A 15,878-nucleotide genomic window follows, 5' to 3' on the forward strand; every position below is an offset into this window, starting at 1 on the left:
ATGAATTTCCACGAGGTGAGATTTCCGGCCAGCCTGAGTTTTGGTTCGGTCGGTGGGCCCGAGAGGCGCACGGATATTGTGACGCTGGCGAACGGGTTCGAAGAGCGCAATACCCCCTGGGCGCATTCGCGGCGTCGCTATGATGCCGGTCTGGGTATGCGATCCTTGGATGACATCGAAACGTTGATCTCGTTCTTCGAGGCGAGGCAGGGGCAGATGTTTGGATTTCGCTGGAAAGACTGGTCCGATTTCAAATCTGGTGCGGCTACGGGCGAAGTTGCCCAAGGCGACCAGATCATTGCGCAAGGTGATGGCGTAGCGACAGAATTCCAGCTGGTAAAGACCTATTCCTCGGGTGGATTCACTTATATAAGGCCGGTCGTCAAACCCGTATTGGGAACCGTCCGCGTGGGCGTCGAGCAGGATGAGATGCGTGAAGGTGTCGACTTCGAGGTGGATCTGAACTCGGGGTTGGTCACGTTCTATTCGCCTCCGCCTGAACGGGTTGATATCACCGCCGGCTTTGAATTCGATGTGCCAGTGAGGTTTGACACCGACAAGATCCAGACAAGTGTCGCGAGTTTTCAGGCAGGGGACGTTCCGAACGTGCCAGTGGTCGAGGTGCGTGTCTGATGGCTGGTGACAAACAGGCACTGCAGGCCCATCTGCAGAGTGGTCTGTCAACGACCTGTCGGTGTTGGGCTATTACGCGCACAGACGGTGTTCAGTTTGGCTTTACCGACCATGACCTGAAGCTGAGCTTTGAAGGCCTGGACTTCAATGCAAGTTCGGGTCTGACGGCGGCCGCGATCGAGCAGGCAACGGGGCTGTCCATTGATAACTCGGAAGCAATGGGTGCGTTATCGGATGTCGCGGTAACCGAAGAGGATATCGAATCCGGTCGCTTCGACGGGGCCGAGGTGCGGGCATGGCTTGTGAACTGGGCCGATCCATCGCAGCGAATGTTGCAGTTCCGCGGATCAATTGGTGAATTGCGACGGGCAGGTGGGGCTTTTCATGCCGAACTGCGGGGCCTGACAGATAAGTTGAACCGACCTTTGGGCCGGATTTACCAAAAGCCCTGCACAGCCGTGCTGGGCGACAAGGCGTGCGGGTTCAACACCGATGCCCCGGGATACTCTGCCGAAGCTGAGATCGTCGGTTTGACGGGTGGCAGTATTTTGCAGCTGCGAGGGGCGGAAACTCACCTTGAGATATGGTTCGAACGTGGTCGGCTTGATGTGCTGACAGGCCGTGCGGCTGGGCTGTGGGGGGCGGTCAAGAAGGACCAAAAGACCGACACAGGTCGATCGGTCGTTTTGTGGTCTGCAATCAGCGGAGGATTGGCCGAAGGCGACAGGGTGAGGCTGACCGCAGGTTGCGACAAGCGCATGACGACCTGCCGCTTGAAGTTCAATAATATCACGAATTTTCAGGGCTTTCCTGACCTGCCTTCCGAAGATTGGGTGATGGCGGTTCCCAAGAAAAACGGGGCAAACAGGGGGGGCAGCAGACGATGATCCCGACAAAGCAAAGCATTGTTGATGAGGCCAGAAGCTGGCTGGGCACCCCGTATGTCCATCAGGCGTCGGTCAAAGGCGCCGGTACGGACTGTCTGGGGTTGCTACGTGGCGTATGGCGCTCGGTGCTTGGGCACGAACCCGAGGCCGTCCCGATCTATAGCATGGATTGGTCTGAACCGCAGGGCGAAGAGCGTATGTGGGCCGCAGCACGCCGCCATCTTGTCGAGAAAGATCCGGCATGGTTTTCGGTCGGAGACGTGTTGCTGTTTCGAATGCGGGAAAGTGGCGTTGCCAAGCATTTGGGGATTGTCAGCACCTGTGGCGGCATCCCTCGTTTCATTCACGCGTATTCTGGACATGGCGTCGTTGAAAGCGCCCTAAGCGACCCGTGGCGACGGCGGGTTGTTTCTTGTTTTGAGTTCCCCACGGAGGATATCTAAATGGCGACGATATTACTGTCTGCGGCGGGTGCCGCAGTTGGCGGAGCCATTGGCGGCACGGTTGCGGGCCTGTCCACGGCAGTGATCGGCCGTGCCATTGGCGCGACGCTTGGCCGGGTCATCGACCAGCGGCTGATGAGCCAATCGGTCATGGGCAGCGGCAGCGAAGTTGTGGAAACCGGTCGGTTGGACCGTTTTCGCCTGACCCAAACAGGCGAGGGCGCCGCTGTCGCCAACATCTTTGGTCGAATGCGTATCGGGGGGCAGGTTATCTGGGCTTCGGATTTTCTGGAAACCCGCAGCACCAGCTCTACCACGCAATCGGTTGGGGGTGGCAAGGGATCCCCCAAGCAGCCCGAGGTTACAACGACCACCAACAGCTACAGCTATTCAGTTTCATTAGCGGTCGCGTTGGGCGCGGGGCAAATATCTGACGTGCCGCGTGTCTGGGCGGATGGCGAAGAGATTGAGCGCAGCAGTTTGAATATGCGCGTCTATCCTGGCACCGACGATCAGCTGCCCGATCCGTTGATCGAAGCAATCGAAGGGACTGGAAACGTCCCGGCCTATCGTGGCACCGCCTATATTGTGATCGAGAATTTGAACCTGGGCGCTTTTGGAAACCGCGTCCCGCAGTTCTCGTTCGAGGTCGTGCGGCAAGAGCAGCCTAGTTTGCCTAATACCGAAAATTCCCTGTCACGTATGGTACGAGGCGTGGCGCTAATGCCTGGGACCGGTGAATATGCATTGGCGTCCCAGCAGGTGAATTACACAAAAGGCCGCGGCCGCAGTTGGGCGGCCAATGTGAATTCGACCTCTGGTTTGCCTGATCTCGTGACGTCCACACAAGCCTTGAAAAGTGAACTTCCGGGCTGTGAAGCCGCCTCTTTGGTTGTGTCCTGGTTCGGAAGTGATCTGCGATGCGGTCAATGCAAGATACAACCAAAGGTTCTGCAAAATGGTATCGAAGGCAAAAATATGCCCTGGGGTGTCGCGGGGCTGACAAGGGCAACCGCCCAGATCGTTCGTCAGGAAAATAACGAGCCCGTCTATGGCGCGACACCAGCGGACGCGTCGGTCATTCAAGCGATCCAACACCTTAAGCAAGAGGCGAAGCGGGTCATGTTCTACCCGTTTATCCTGATGGATCAGATCGGTGGAAACGGATTGCCCGACCCGTGGTCAGACGCCAGCGATCAGCCGCACCTTCCCTGGCGCGGTCGCATCACCCTGAGCGTTGCGCCTGGGCGGGACGGGTCTCCGGACCAGATGGCTGAGGCCAATGTTCAGGTGTCCGATTTCTTTGGTCAGGCGCGAGCGGATGATTTTGTTATCGGAAACGGCACGGTTTCCTACTCTGGCCCGCAGGAATGGGGGTTGTGCCGATTTATTCTTCACTACGCTGCCTTGTGTAAGGCGGCAGGTGGGGTGGACTCCTTCTGTATCAGTTCGGAAATGCGTGGTCTTACCCAGATTCGTGGCCTAAACGGATTTCCGGCCGTTGAGCAGCTGCGCGTTTTGGCAGGGCAAGTGCGTAGTATTCTGGGGCCAGACACAAAGATCGGTTATGCGGCGGACTGGAGCGAGTATTTCGGCTACCAGCCAAATGATGGCAGTGGGGATCGCTACTTCCACCTCGATCCGCTTTGGGCGGATGACAACATAGATTTCGTCGGTATCGACAACTACATGCCTCTGTCCGACTGGCGGGACGGTGAAGATCACGTGGATGCGGATGCCGGCGCAAAATCCATCTACGATCTTTCCTATCTGCGTGGGAACATCGAAGGTGGCGAAGGCTATGACTGGTATTATGCCTCGCCCGAAGAAGAGGCGGCACAAATCCGTACGCCGATCGGGGATGGTTCACATAACGAGCCGTGGATCTGGCGTTATAAGGACGTTCGCAACTGGTGGTCACAACCGCATCACGAGCGAATCAATGGTGTGCGTAGCGATAACCCGACCCTTTGGTTGCCAGAGTCCAAGCCAATCTGGTTCACTGAGCTCGGTTGTGCGGCAGTAGACAAAGGCACCAACCAGCCCAACAAGTTTCTGGACCCAAAATCTTCAGAATCCGGGTTGCCGAAATATTCAAACGGGCTTCGGGACGACTTTCTGCAGACGCAATACCTCAGGGCGGTCCTTGGCTATTGGTCCGACGCAGATATCAATCCAGTTTCATCCAGCTATGGCGGCCCGATGGTGGACGTGTCCAATGCCTATGTCTGGGCGTGGGATGCGCGGCCCTATCCGACCTTTCCAAACCTGCGCAGCCAGTGGAGCGATGGGGCCAACTATGCCCGCGGCCATTGGCTTAATGGGCGTTCCGGCTCACGAACGCTGGCCTCTGTTGTAACCGAGCTTTGCCATGCTGCCGGTGTTACCGAGATTGATGTCTCGGGCCTTTACGGTTCCGTTCAGGGCTATGCGGTTGAACAGGTTTCGGATGCCCGTTCGGCATTGCAACCGCTCATGCTGCGGTATGGTTTCGATGCGCTTGAACGCGAAGGAAAGCTGATCTTTCAGATGCGGGATGGCGCACGTGCCCTGACCCTGAATGAAGAGCAGTTGGCCATCACTTCGGACATTGACGGACACGTGGAATATCGCCGCGAGGCTGAGGCGGAAATGTCTGGCCGTGTCAGGCTGCGCTTTGTTCAGTCTGATGCTGACCATGAAATAGCCTCGGAAGAGGCTGTGTTGCCTGATGATGAAACCCATTCGGTATCGGTAAATGAGATGCCGTTGTCCATGACGCGGGCCGAGGGGCGTCAAACGGTGGAACGCTGGCTGAGTGAGGCGCGTGTCTCGCGTGAAACGGCTAGGTTTGCATTACCGCCTTCGCTTTTGAATGTCGGGGCAGGGGATGTTGTGCGGCTGGTCAGTGGTGGGCAGGACGCGCGCTATCGCATTGACAGGCTTGAACAGGCCGAAATGCAACTGGCCGAGGCTGTCAGGATCGAGCCCGGCGTTTACACACCGCCAGATGCCCCCGCTGATGAAGTTACAGCGAAGCCATTTGTCGCTCCGGTGCCGGTGCTGCCGGTATTCTTGGACCTGCCTCTGATCACCGGTTCCGAAGTGCCGCATGCGCCATATCTTGCGGTTGCAGCAGACCCTTGGCCAGGAAGCGTTGCGGTGTATGCCGCATCAAGCGATGAGGATTACGCGTTGCAACAGGTGATAACAGGGCAGGCCATAATAGGCTTCACCGAAAGCCCGATGCGAAGGGCCAGTACCGGACTTTGGGATGAAGGCGATGCCTTACGTGTCAATCTTGTAGATGGCGTCCTGGAGTCCCGTCCACGGTCTGCCTTGTTAAGCGGGGCAAATCTTGCGGCGATTGGCGACGGAACGCCGGACAACTGGGAGGTGTTCCAATTCGCGGATGCGGCTTTGCAATCGACAGGTGTCTACTCCGTGTCTGGGCGGTTGCGCGGTCAGCTGGGGACAGATGCGATCATGCCCGATCTCTGGCCCGAAGGATCAATGTTCGTGTTGTTGGACGAACGTGTCTTCCAGACAGGGTTGTTGCGGTCGGAACGTGGCCTGACCAAACATTACCGCATCGGCCCTGCAACCAGAGGGTACGAAGATCCCTCTTACGAGCATCTGGTCGAGGCCCTTGAAGGCAATGGTTTGCGGCCCTATGCCCCCTCTCATCTTCGCGTGCAGCAATCCAGCTCGAGGGACGTGTTCTCATGGGTGCGGCGGACACGTCTGGATGGCGATGACTGGTCCGGGCTGGATGTGCCGTTGAATGAAGAAACCGAAGCCTACCTTGTTCAGGTCCGGCAGAATGGTAGCCTGATCCGCGAAGAGGTCGTTGCCCAGCCGGATTGGCACTATACGTCATCCATGAAGGCCACGGATACTGTTACAGGGTCTTTTGAGGTTTCGGTTTCGCAGATATCTGCGGCTTACGGACCTGGATTGCCTGTCAGGCTGCAGGTCGGATAGGCGCGGTGCGGCCCGTATTGCACGGAGATGTCAGCACGGCGGCGCGTGTTTTGTTGAACGCGCCGCCCGATCAGCGTGACCGTTTATGCCGACGTATGATTGCCGAAGCTGAAACGGCTGATGGCCATGTAAGTAAAACAGGGCGGCTACACCCGTTGTTCGGCAACGGTTCGTTAATGGCTGCGGCGCGAAACCGGCGCCTTGCCGCCGAACCCTCATTCGATGATCTGCAGTATTGCCGGTGTTTTGAGACGGTGCTGCGTCATTTGATCCGGTTCCGCATCAACCAGAAGCACAGCTGACACATCTGGTTGCGGCGAGGTCCAATTCAAGTCGGCCATTTGGAATCGGCTCGCCGCAATCTTCGCAGAATCCGTATTCTTGACTTTCAATCCGCTTCAGCGCGGCCAAAAGGCGTCGGTATTCCAGGTCCCGATTGACTTGGTGCGCCTTGGCCATGGCCTGGTTCTGTAACGCATCCATCCGGCTCAGACGACCGATAGATTGTTGATCCAGTTCAACAACAGATTGCGCATCTTTCCCGGCCTGCGACTGGCGCTCCAATTCGTCCATCCTGGCACGGATTTTCTCGTTGATTTGCTTCAGGTCAGCCTCATTCATTTTCGTTGCTTTGCCGATCACGGGTTTGCGTTTGGCGTTTTAGCCACTAAATGGCATTCTAGGCGCAGCAAAGGATCAAAAGCCATGTTGGAAAAGCGCAGTCATGTCACACCTGTAGATCCCGTTTGGGATCGCATCACGACCGAGGCTCAGGCAGCGGTCGAGAATGAACCACTGATGGGTGGATTGGTGCACGCCTGTATTCTGCATCATCGCAGCCTGACCAGAGCATTGTCCTATCGCGTTTCCGCTAAACTATGCTCGAACGAAATGTCGATGATGGTTCTGCGCGAGATCGTGGACGAAGCTTATGCTGACGATCCCCATTTGATTGAGGCCGCCCGCGCAGACCTGATGGCGGTCTACGAGAGGGACCCGGCCTGCCACCGTCTTCTGCAACCGATTCTGTATTTCAAGGGTTATCAAGCGATGCAGGCCTACCGCGTCGCCCATTGGCTATGGCTCAAGGGGCGATATGATCTGGCCTATTTCTTCCAGATGCGGTCCTCCGAAATCTTCGGCATCGACATTCACCCGGCTGCCAAAATCGGTAAGGGGATCATGATCGACCATGCTCATTCCATCGTGATCGGTGAAACGGCCATCGTTGGCGACAATGTTTCGATGTTGCATTCGGTCACGCTGGGAGGGACCGGAAAAGAAGAGGAGCAACGTCACCCCAAGATTGGTGATGGCGTTTTGATCGGCGCCGGCGCCAAAGTCTTGGGCAATATCAAAGTGGGCCATTGTAGCCGGATTGCCGCCGGTTCGGTGGTGCTGCAAGAGGTGCCACCATGCAAAACTGTTGCCGGTATTCCGGCCAAGATCGTCGGTGAAGCAGGATGTGACCAGCCCTCGATCTCGATGGATCATATGCTGGGCAAAGATCACTAGATCTGAAGGTTCTTAAAGAAAAAGGCCGCCCAGTAGAGGGCGGCCTTTTTTTAGCCAGATATCAGGCTAGCATGACCATCGGGTTTTCTAGATTGTCGACGATCGCCTGCAGCAGCTGCGCACCGAGGGCACCGTCGATGACCCGGTGATCGACCGACATCGTAACCGACATGACTGTTGCAACCGTCAGTTCGCCATCGTCACCAACAACTGGTTTCTTTGCGCCAGTGCCGACGGCCAGAATGCCCGCATGCGGTGGGTTCACGATAGCGTCGAAATTGTCGATGCCGAACATGCCCAGGTTCGAGACCGCAAATGTGCCGCCCTGATACTCATGTGGGGCCAGCTTGCGTTCGCGGGCACGGGCAGCCAGGTCCTTCATCTCGGTTGAAAGCGCTGACAGCGACTTGGTGTCGGCGTCTTGCAGGACCGGCGTGAACAGGCCACCTTCGATCGCGACGGCAACGGCCACGTCCGAGGGTTTCAGCTGCAGAACCCGATCTCCCGCCCAGACGGCGTTGCATTCGGGTACCTGTTGCAGCGCATTGGCCAGGGCCTTGATGATGAAGTCATTGACGCTGAGTTTGACGCCACGGGCCTCAAGTTGCTTATTCAACTGACCGCGGAATTTCAGCAGTGCGTCCAGCTTGATATCCCGGCGTAGATAGAAATGCGGGATGGTTTGTTTGGCCTCGGTCAAGCGCGCGGCGATGGTTTTGCGCATCCCGTCCAGCTTGACCTCTTCGTAATCGCGGGATTCGTACATCCGCATAACCATATCCGTCGAGGGGCCGGTTGGCGTAGCTGAGGCTGCGGGTGCTGCTGCGGCCTGTACCGGGGCAGCCGCCACAGCAGGGGCTGCGGTTGCGCTTTCGACATCCGCCTTGACGATACGCCCATGTGGGCCGGATCCACTGATTTGTGCTAGGTCGAGACCTTTTTGCGCAGCGATGCGACGAGCCAGGGGCGAGGCGAAGATACGACCGCCATCTGCCTTGACCGGCGCTGCCGGGGCGGGGACGGGCGCTTCGGACGCCGCTGGAGCGGAGGCCTCGTTGCCCGTGGCGGCTGGCGCCGCCGCCGGAGCCGCTGCAGGCGTTGCACTGATATCATCAGCGCTTTCGCCTTCTTCCAGCAAAACCGCGATGGCGGTGTTGACCTTGACCCCTTCGGTTCCTTCAGGGATCAGGATTTTGCCGATTGTGCCTTCGTCAACGGCCTCGAACTCCATCGTGGCCTTGTCGGTTTCGATTTCGGCGAGCAGATCTCCAGAGGAGACGGTGTCGCCCTCCTTGACCAGCCATTTGGCAAGCGTGCCTTCCTCCATGGTCGGCGACAGGGCGGGCATCAGAATTTCGGTGGGCATCTGTCTGTTGCTCCCTTACCGGTAGGTCACTTGTTTGACGGCTGCGATCACCTCGTCGGTGGTCACCAGCGCCAGTTTTTCGAGGTTCGCTGCGTAGGGCATCGGAACATCCTTGCCGGTGCAGTTGATGACAGGCGCGTCGAGGTAATCAAACGCTTCCTGCATCACCACCGATGAAATGTAGCTGCCGACCGAGCCTTGCGGCCAGCCTTCTTCGACGGTCACAAGACGGTTGGTTTTCATCACCGAATTGATGATTGCGCCTGTGTCCATCGGGCGGATGGTGCGCAGGTCGATCACTTCGGCGCTGATGCCGTCCTCGGCCAGTTTATCGGCGGCTTCCAGTGCGAACTGCATGCCGATCCCAAAGCTGACGATGGTCACGTCTGTGCCCTCGCGCCAGATGCGGGCCTTGCCCAACGGAATGCTCAGGTCATCCACCTGCGGTACTTCGAATGAGCGGCCATAGAGGATTTCGTTTTCCAGGAAGATCACCGGGTTCGGGTCACGGATCGCGGATTTCAGCAAGCCTTTGGCGTCGGCCGCTGAATAGGGCATGACGACCTTGAGGCCGGGGATCTGCATATACCAGGCCGCATAGTCCTGACTGTGCTGGGCTGCCACGCGTGCGGCGGCACCGTTCGGACCCCGGAACACGATGGGACAGCCCATCTGACCGCCGGACATATAGAGCGTCTTCGCGGCCGAGTTGATGATCTGGTCAATCGCCTGCATGGCGAAGTTGAAAGTCATGAACTCGACAATCGGTTTCAACCCGCCAAAGGCCGAACCAACTGCGATCCCGGCAAAACCATGTTCGGTGATCGGGGTGTCGATTACACGCTTGGCGCCAAACTCATCCAGCAAACCTTGCGAGATTTTATAAGCGCCCTGATATTCCGCGACTTCTTCACCCATCAGGTAGACGTCACCGTCATTGCGCATTTCTTCGGCCATGGCGTCGCGCAGGGCTTCACGCACGGTTTCGGACTTCATCTCGGCATCAGCTGGCCAATCTGGGGACAGATCTACCTTAGGTGCGGCTGGGGCAGAGACAGGAGCAGGGGCCTCAACCGCAGCAGGGGCCGCTTCGGTCGTCGCTGCGGCTGCGGGTGCAGCCGCGGGCAGGGCGGAGGCGTCTTCGCCTTCTTCGACGAGGATGGCGATAGGGGTATTTACTTTGACCCCTTCGGTGCCTTCAGCGATCAGGATCTTGCCCATGATCCCTTCATCAACGGCTTCAAACTCCATCGTGGCCTTATCTGTTTCGATTTCGGCCATGATATCGCCGCTTGATACGGTGTCGCCTTCCTTGACCAGCCATTTGGCCAGGGTGCCCTCTTCCATCGTGGGGGAAAGGGCGGGCATGAGAATTTCGGTTGCCATGTCTTAATCGTCCTCTCAGGCGTAGATATCTGTCCAAAGCTCGTCCAGCGACGGCTCGGGGCTTTCTTTCGAGAATTCAGCGGCTTGATTGACGATCTCCTTGATCTCTTTGTCGATCGCCTTCAGGTCATCCTCGGTCGCGTGTTTGCCGGAAAGCAGCAGCTCGCGGACATGTTCGATCGGGTCGCTTTGTTCGCGCACCTTCTGAACCTCTTCGCGGGTGCGGTACTTGGCCGGGTCGGACATCGAGTGTCCGCGATAGCGATAGGTTTTGATTTCCAGAATGTACGGACCTTTGCCTGCGCGGCAATGGGCGACGGCCTTTTCGCTGGCCTCTTTGACCGCTAGCACATCCATTCCGTTGACGATCTCGCCAGGGATGCCGAACGCCTCGCCCCGGTGATAGATGTCCTTGGTTGAGGTCGAGCGCGCCTGGGACGTCCCCATGGCGTATTGGTTGTTCTCGATCACAAAGATCACCGGCAGTTCCCAGATCGCGGCCATGTTGAAGGTCTCATAGACCTGCCCCTGGTTTGCGGCGCCGTCCCCGAAATAGGTGAAGGTGACGCGGCCGTTTTCCTGATACTTGTCGGCAAAGGCCAGACCGGCACCCAGAGGAACCTGCGCCCCGACGATGCCGTGACCGCCATAGAAATGCTTCTCTTTCGAGAACATATGCATCGAACCGCCTTTGCCCTTGGACAATCCGCCCTCGCGCCCGGTCAGTTCTGCCATTACGCCGCCCGGATCCATGCCGCAGGCCAGCATATGCCCATGATCGCGATAAGAGGTGATCCGCTTGTCACCTTCTTCGGCGGCTGCTTCCAGTCCCACAACAACTGCCTCTTGACCGATATACAGGTGGCAGAAACCACCGATCAGACCCATGCCGTATAGCTGGCCAGCCTTTTCTTCGAATCGGCGGATCAGCAACATTTCACGGTAATAGGTCTTGAGTTCTTCCGCAGAAACGTTTGGTTTCTTTGTGGTTTTTCGCGCAGCCATTGTGGCGATCTCCCCCTCTCGGCAAGATAGTTTAGCGTTAAACTATCTAATAGAACATTTGAGGCTTTCTGGCGAGTGGAAATATTGCGCTGTGGTTTGACACGCGGAAAACCGTTCAGGTAGGGACGTATGCGTTACCACAGCAGGGATTTCCGACGAAGAAATTTGGTCCCGCTCAGCGGATGACAATCTCATCCGAGCGGATCATACCAAGGATCGAGCGCGCCTGCTGATCCAGTAAATCGAGGTCAAGATAGGTGTCTGAAAGCCTGCGGGTCAGATTTTCCATTTCGGCGATTTCGGTGCTCAACGCTGCAAGGTCGCGCGACAGAGCATCCCGTTCCGCTGCAATCTCGACCCGTCGAAACAGGCCATAGTCTCCCTGGACGGCAGCAAAGGTGAAATACACACCCAGCATGAAAGCCACCGAGAAAAAAGCAACTGAGCCCAAACCGGGCCGATGGGAACGGGACACTCTGTTTACCGCCGTATGAAGTCTGCCTCAATGTCGTGCCATTATGCTTGGCATCTGACTGCACTATGTCACAGGTGATTCGGCTTGTGAATCCCCCGATTCGCAAAATTACCCGTGCAGCTGAATTTATTGTTCCAGCGCTGCGACGCCGGGCAGGGTTTTTCCTTCCATCCATTCCAGGAATGCGCCGCCTGCTGTCGAGATATAGGTGAAATCCCGCGCCGCGCCGGACGCGTTCAGGGCGGCTACGGTATCACCACCGCCCGCGACCGAGACCAACTGGCCCGAACGGCTGAGCGCGGCAGCTTTCAGTGCGGCCGCATTCGTTGCGGCATCGAACGGTTCCAGTTCAAAGGCGCCCAAAGGGCCGTTCCAGATCAGGGTTCGGCTTTGGCTGATGACTTCAGTGATAGCGGCGACACTCTCGGGGCCTGCATCCAGGATCATGCCGTCTTCGGGGCATTGGTCTGCGGGCAAAACCTGATGCGGCGCATTGGCCTGGAAGGCTTTTGCAACAACCACGTCACACGGCAAAACGATCTGGCAACCAGAGTTTTCCGCCTTGGCAAGAATCTCTGCGGCAGTGTCTTTCATCGCGATTTCGGCCAGCGATTTGCCGACACTGATATCTTGTGCCACCAGAAAGGTGTTGGCCATGCCACCGCCGATGATCAGGTGATCCACCTTGTCGATCAGGTTGCCCAGCAGCTCCAGCTTGGTTGACACTTTTGCCCCACCGACCACTGCTGTTACCGGACGCTCGGGCGCGCCAAGGGCGCTTTCTAGTGCCTGCAGCTCGGCCTGCATCAGCCGACCAGCGCAGGCAGGCAGCAGACGAGCGATAGCTTCGGTTGAGCTGTGGGCGCGGTGCGCAGCGGAAAAGGCGTCGTTGCAATAGACCTCTCCCAGCTTGGCCATGCCTGCGGCCAGATCGGGGTCATTCTTGGTTTCCGCGGCATGAAAACGGGTGTTTTCCAACAGCAATACTTGCCCGGCTTGCAGGGTGTCTGCGACAAGCTCGGCCTCGGTTCCGACGCAATCGGCTGCGAACAGAACCTGCGCACCAAAGGCGCTTTCCAATGTGGGGATAAGTTGTTTCAGCGACAGGCTTTCGCGCCGCTCTCCGCCCGGGCGTCCGAAATGGGCCAAAAGGATAGGCTTGCCACCTGCAGCGAGAATATCGCGTACTGTGGGTACGATGCGCTGAATCCGGGTAGCGTCGGTCACGACCCCATCCACCACGGGCACATTGATATCCACGCGCACCAGCACGCGCTTACCGTTCAGGTCCATATCGTCCAGTGTTTTCCAGCCCATCGCGCGATCCTCGTGTTTGGCAACCGATCTAGGCGGTTCTTTTCCTGCATTTTGCCCTCAGGTCAATGCGTCACTTGGCTTTCGCGTGCGTGGCGCATAGGTATTTGCGCAAGATAAACGACAGGAGGGCCACATGGCCGAGATCAAGGATCCCGAAAACACAATCATCATCGAGCTGAAGGGCGGCAATGTCGTCATCGAGCTGCTGCCAGATGTGGCCCCGCAGCATAGCGCTCGGATGAAGGAACTGGCGCGCAGCGGTGAATATGACAACGTGGCATTTCACCGTGTGATCGACGGTTTCATGGCGCAAACCGGTGACGTGCAGCACGGCGATATGGAAGACGGATTCAACCTGCGCAGTGCAGGCACAGGCGGGTCATCGCTGCCGAATGTTCCGGCAGAGTTTTCGAAACTGCCGCATGATCGCGGCACGTTAGGCGCGGCTCGGTCGCAGAATCCGGACTCGGCCAATTCGCAGTTTTTCATCAACTTTAGCGACAACCATTTCCTGAACGGCCAATACACGGTCTATGGCCGTGTCATCGACGGGATGGAGCATGTGGACGCCATCGTTCGGGGCGAGCCTCCCGCAAGCCCGGATCGTATGATCAGCGTTAAGGTGGCTGCCGATGTATAAGCTGGCCGCCGCATTTGTCCTGCTGGCTGGTCCTGCACTGGCCACGGGCCTTGAGATCGAGATTGAGGGCGAGGGGGCCAATGGCACCGTAACCGTTGATCTGTTTGACGATATTGCCCCCAAGCATGTTGAACAAATTAGCGCCCTTGCCGCTGCTGGTCAGTATGATGGCGTGGTGTTTCACCGCGTGATCGACGGCTTCATGGCTCAGACCGGTGACGTTGAACACGGTCGGGTCGGTGGCGATATGCGTCGTGCCGGTACTGGTGGTTCGGATCGGCCGGATCTGCCAGCTGAGTTCTCGGACTATAACTTTGATCGTGGTGTTATTGGCATGGCCCGGGCGCAGAATCCCGACAGTGCCAACTCGCAATTCTTCATAATGTTTGAACCTGGGCCGTTCCTGAACGGTCAGTATACGGTTGTCGGTCAGGTCACTGACGGTATGGACGTTGTTGATGCGATCAAGCGGGGCGAAGGCCCGAACGGAGCCGTAATCGGCCAGCCGGATGCGATGAAAAAGGTCACCGTGACCGAATAGATAAACGGACCCCGGTGCCTGGTCAGGTGCCGGGGTCTTTTTGTAAGCGTGCGCTTGGATCAGTCGTCAGACATGGCCTTCCAGATCAGCGCACCAATCGCGCCGCCTATCAGCGGGGCAACCCAGAACAACCATAGCTGAGTCAACGCCGGCCCATCGGCAAACAGGGCAACACCGGTTGACCGTGCCGGGTTGACAGATGTGTTGGTCACCGGGATCGAGATCAGGTGGATCAGCGTCAGCGCCAGACCGATGGCAATCGGCGCGAACCCTGCCGGAGCACCGCTTGAGGTCGCGCCCAGAATGATCAGGATGAAAAATGCCGTCAGCACGATCTCGATCACCAAGGCGGACATCATCGAATAGCCCATGGGTGAAGCCTCGCCATAGCCATTGGACGCAAAGCCTCCAACCCCGGCGAAATCTGGTGCGCCGCTGACGATCAGATACAGAACAGCCGCTGCTGCAATCGCTCCGATGACCTGAGCAATCCAATAGGGCAGCAGGTCCTTAGCCGGGAACCGTCCGCCGATCATTAAACCCAGACTGACTGCCGGATTGAAATGCCCGCCTGAAATGTGGCCAACGGCAAATGCCATAGTCAGCACTGTTAGGCCAAAGGCGAAAGATACGCCCAACCAGCCGATACCGACATCCGCGACGCCAGCCGCTAAAACAGCGCTGCCGCAACCGCCAAGCACCAACCAGAATGTACCGAAAAATTCAGCCATGAGTTTTGTTGACATGAAAAGTCCTCCGAAAACCAATGGGCTGTAGTGTAATCCAAAACGCAGAAATATCGAAGCTACTCATCACACATAGAAATTCGGCGGAGAATGAAGGGGTATTTGGGCGCGCTTGCCACGTCAAAAGGGGGCAGATAGACCTATGGGTGTGGCATGGAAATATGGGTTCAGCCTACGATGACGTCAAAGACGAATAAGCCGGTTAAGGCCAAGTTATTGCCGGATGATCCGTTCTTCCCGCTTATTCAGGATGCTTATCGCGTTTTTAAACGTCCAAAGCCAAGCGGTATCGAGGTCTGCGAAGGGTGCTGCATGGAATCGGATATCGAGGCTGATTTCTTTCACCCGCCCATTCAGGAACTGCCGTTGCACTATCTTCAGGACTGGTATTTTGCAGCGAGTGATCCGGAAGGGATTGCCAAGAATACCTGGGCCTATCTTTTGCCGCGTGTGCTAGAGGTCTTGGCCTGTGGCGAAGAGGTAAGCTCTGTCGGGATCGAGGTCAGCCTGAGCCGGTATCCGACGGGACAGGCCCGGAACTGGTCGTCGGAGGAGTGGCGTGTCCTGGACAATTTTCAGAAACGCTTTCTTCTGAAGGCGATCGAAGGGGGCTCAGAAGAATGTCTGGACGATACGCTCTGCATGTTTCGCCTCGGGGGTTGGCCAATGGATAGCCTTTTGGCGCAAGTAGCCGCAGTTAAAACGGCGACTTTGGCAGAACGGTTCTGGCAGGACTGGTGTTACGGGTATGCGCCCTCGGTTTGGATCACGGCCTTCTGGGAAAGCCCCGACGGCACGGCTGCATTTGATTTTTACACGTCTGAAGTCATGTATCGAAGAATGCAGCAGCTTGCCTTTGATGATGGCACGCCACCAGATTTGTCCGAAAAGGCGCTGATGGTCGCAGAAGTGATCGAGGCCAATGCGACCTGGAACCAACCTGATCAGTGAAAGCACTTCG

At 57.3% G+C, this 15,878-nt stretch carries 16 protein-coding genes; 9 read left to right on the top strand and 7 right to left on the bottom strand.

The annotated features are described in order from the left end of the window. Genes AC2FH9_RS08850 through AC2FH9_RS08870 form a run of 5 tightly spaced genes read left to right on the top strand, consistent with a single transcriptional unit; the run spans position 1 to position 6,228 of the window. Positions 1–633 (top strand): phage distal tail protein, Rcc01695 family, encoded by a 633-nt coding sequence (locus AC2FH9_RS08850; protein ID WP_496871259.1) that lies wholly within the window; start codon positions 1–3, stop codon positions 631–633. Next, positions 633–1,520 carry a phage/gene transfer agent baseplate hub protein gene (locus tag AC2FH9_RS08855; protein WP_496871260.1) on the top strand — a complete coding sequence of 296 codons (888 nt, stop codon included), beginning with the start codon at positions 633–635 and terminating at the stop codon, positions 1,518–1,520. The genes AC2FH9_RS08850 and AC2FH9_RS08855 overlap by 1 nt, the downstream gene beginning before the upstream one ends. Then, entirely contained in the window at positions 1,517–1,963 is a 447-nt protein-coding gene (locus AC2FH9_RS08860; protein WP_496871261.1) for an NlpC/P60 family protein, read from the top strand. Before AC2FH9_RS08855 ends, AC2FH9_RS08860 begins: the two co-directional genes overlap by 4 nt. Further along, positions 1,964–5,926: a baseplate multidomain protein megatron gene (locus tag AC2FH9_RS08865; protein WP_496871262.1), complete on the top strand. Its 3,963-nt coding sequence runs from the start codon at positions 1,964–1,966 to the stop codon at positions 5,924–5,926. Between the two features lie 5 nt (positions 5,927–5,931). Then, positions 5,932–6,228, top strand: coding sequence for a DUF7742 family protein (locus AC2FH9_RS08870; RefSeq protein ID WP_496691065.1), 297 nt, complete (start codon positions 5,932–5,934; stop codon positions 6,226–6,228). On the opposite strand, the gene AC2FH9_RS08875 is transcribed toward AC2FH9_RS08870, so the two are convergent. Continuing rightward, positions 6,209–6,568 (bottom strand): TraR/DksA family transcriptional regulator, encoded by a 360-nt coding sequence (locus AC2FH9_RS08875; RefSeq protein ID WP_496871263.1) that lies wholly within the window; start codon positions 6,566–6,568, stop codon positions 6,209–6,211. The two genes, AC2FH9_RS08870 and AC2FH9_RS08875, sit on opposite strands and share 20 nt — an antisense overlap. A 63-nt stretch (positions 6,569–6,631) precedes the next feature. Between AC2FH9_RS08875 and cysE the strand changes: the two genes are divergently transcribed. Continuing rightward, positions 6,632–7,441 carry a serine O-acetyltransferase gene (gene cysE / locus AC2FH9_RS08880; protein WP_142633207.1) on the top strand — a complete coding sequence of 270 codons (810 nt, stop codon included), beginning with the start codon at positions 6,632–6,634 and terminating at the stop codon, positions 7,439–7,441. Positions 7,442–7,502: 61 nt separating this feature from the next. Here cysE and AC2FH9_RS08885 read toward each other — a convergent pair whose 3' ends face one another. The 5 genes from AC2FH9_RS08885 to AC2FH9_RS08905 form a co-directional block, all read right to left on the bottom strand. Further along, positions 7,503–8,807 (bottom strand): pyruvate dehydrogenase complex dihydrolipoamide acetyltransferase, encoded by a 1,305-nt coding sequence (locus tag AC2FH9_RS08885; protein ID WP_496712869.1) that lies wholly within the window; start codon positions 8,805–8,807, stop codon positions 7,503–7,505. 15 nt (positions 8,808–8,822) lie between these two features. After that, positions 8,823–10,193: a pyruvate dehydrogenase complex E1 component subunit beta gene (locus AC2FH9_RS08890; RefSeq protein ID WP_496688402.1), complete on the bottom strand. Its 1,371-nt coding sequence runs from the start codon at positions 10,191–10,193 to the stop codon at positions 8,823–8,825. Positions 10,194–10,208: 15 nt separating this feature from the next. Continuing rightward, positions 10,209–11,198, bottom strand: a complete 990-nt coding sequence (gene pdhA, locus AC2FH9_RS08895; RefSeq protein ID WP_142633213.1) for a pyruvate dehydrogenase (acetyl-transferring) E1 component subunit alpha — start codon at positions 11,196–11,198, stop codon at positions 10,209–10,211. A 175-nt stretch (positions 11,199–11,373) separates the two neighbouring features. Continuing rightward, positions 11,374–11,673, bottom strand: coding sequence for an FtsB family cell division protein (locus tag AC2FH9_RS08900; RefSeq protein ID WP_185956602.1), 300 nt, complete (start codon positions 11,671–11,673; stop codon positions 11,374–11,376). A gap of 126 nt (positions 11,674–11,799) precedes the next feature. Continuing rightward, on the bottom strand, positions 11,800–12,990 hold the full coding sequence (locus AC2FH9_RS08905; RefSeq protein WP_496871264.1) for a phosphoglycerate kinase: 1,191 nt from the start codon (positions 12,988–12,990) through the stop codon (positions 11,800–11,802). 133 nt (positions 12,991–13,123) lie between these two features. Here AC2FH9_RS08905 and AC2FH9_RS08910 point away from each other — a divergent pair, with 133 nt between their 5' ends. Beyond that, positions 13,124–13,630 carry a peptidylprolyl isomerase gene (locus AC2FH9_RS08910; protein WP_271947577.1) on the top strand — a complete coding sequence of 169 codons (507 nt, stop codon included), beginning with the start codon at positions 13,124–13,126 and terminating at the stop codon, positions 13,628–13,630. Next, entirely contained in the window at positions 13,623–14,171 is a 549-nt protein-coding gene (locus AC2FH9_RS08915) for a peptidylprolyl isomerase (RefSeq protein ID WP_496871265.1), read from the top strand. Before AC2FH9_RS08910 ends, AC2FH9_RS08915 begins: the two co-directional genes overlap by 8 nt. A 59-nt stretch (positions 14,172–14,230) precedes the next feature. On the opposite strand, the gene aqpZ is transcribed toward AC2FH9_RS08915, so the two are convergent. Further along, positions 14,231–14,917 (bottom strand): aquaporin Z, encoded by a 687-nt coding sequence (gene aqpZ / locus AC2FH9_RS08920; RefSeq protein ID WP_282021819.1) that lies wholly within the window; start codon positions 14,915–14,917, stop codon positions 14,231–14,233. 177 nt (positions 14,918–15,094) lie between these two features. Here aqpZ and AC2FH9_RS08925 point away from each other — a divergent pair, with 177 nt between their 5' ends. Further along, positions 15,095–15,868, top strand: a complete 774-nt coding sequence (locus AC2FH9_RS08925) for a hypothetical protein (protein WP_496871266.1) — start codon at positions 15,095–15,097, stop codon at positions 15,866–15,868. The last annotated feature ends 10 nt before the right edge of the window (positions 15,869–15,878 follow it).

Source organism: Ruegeria sp. CDSC081 (genome assembly GCF_059610485.1).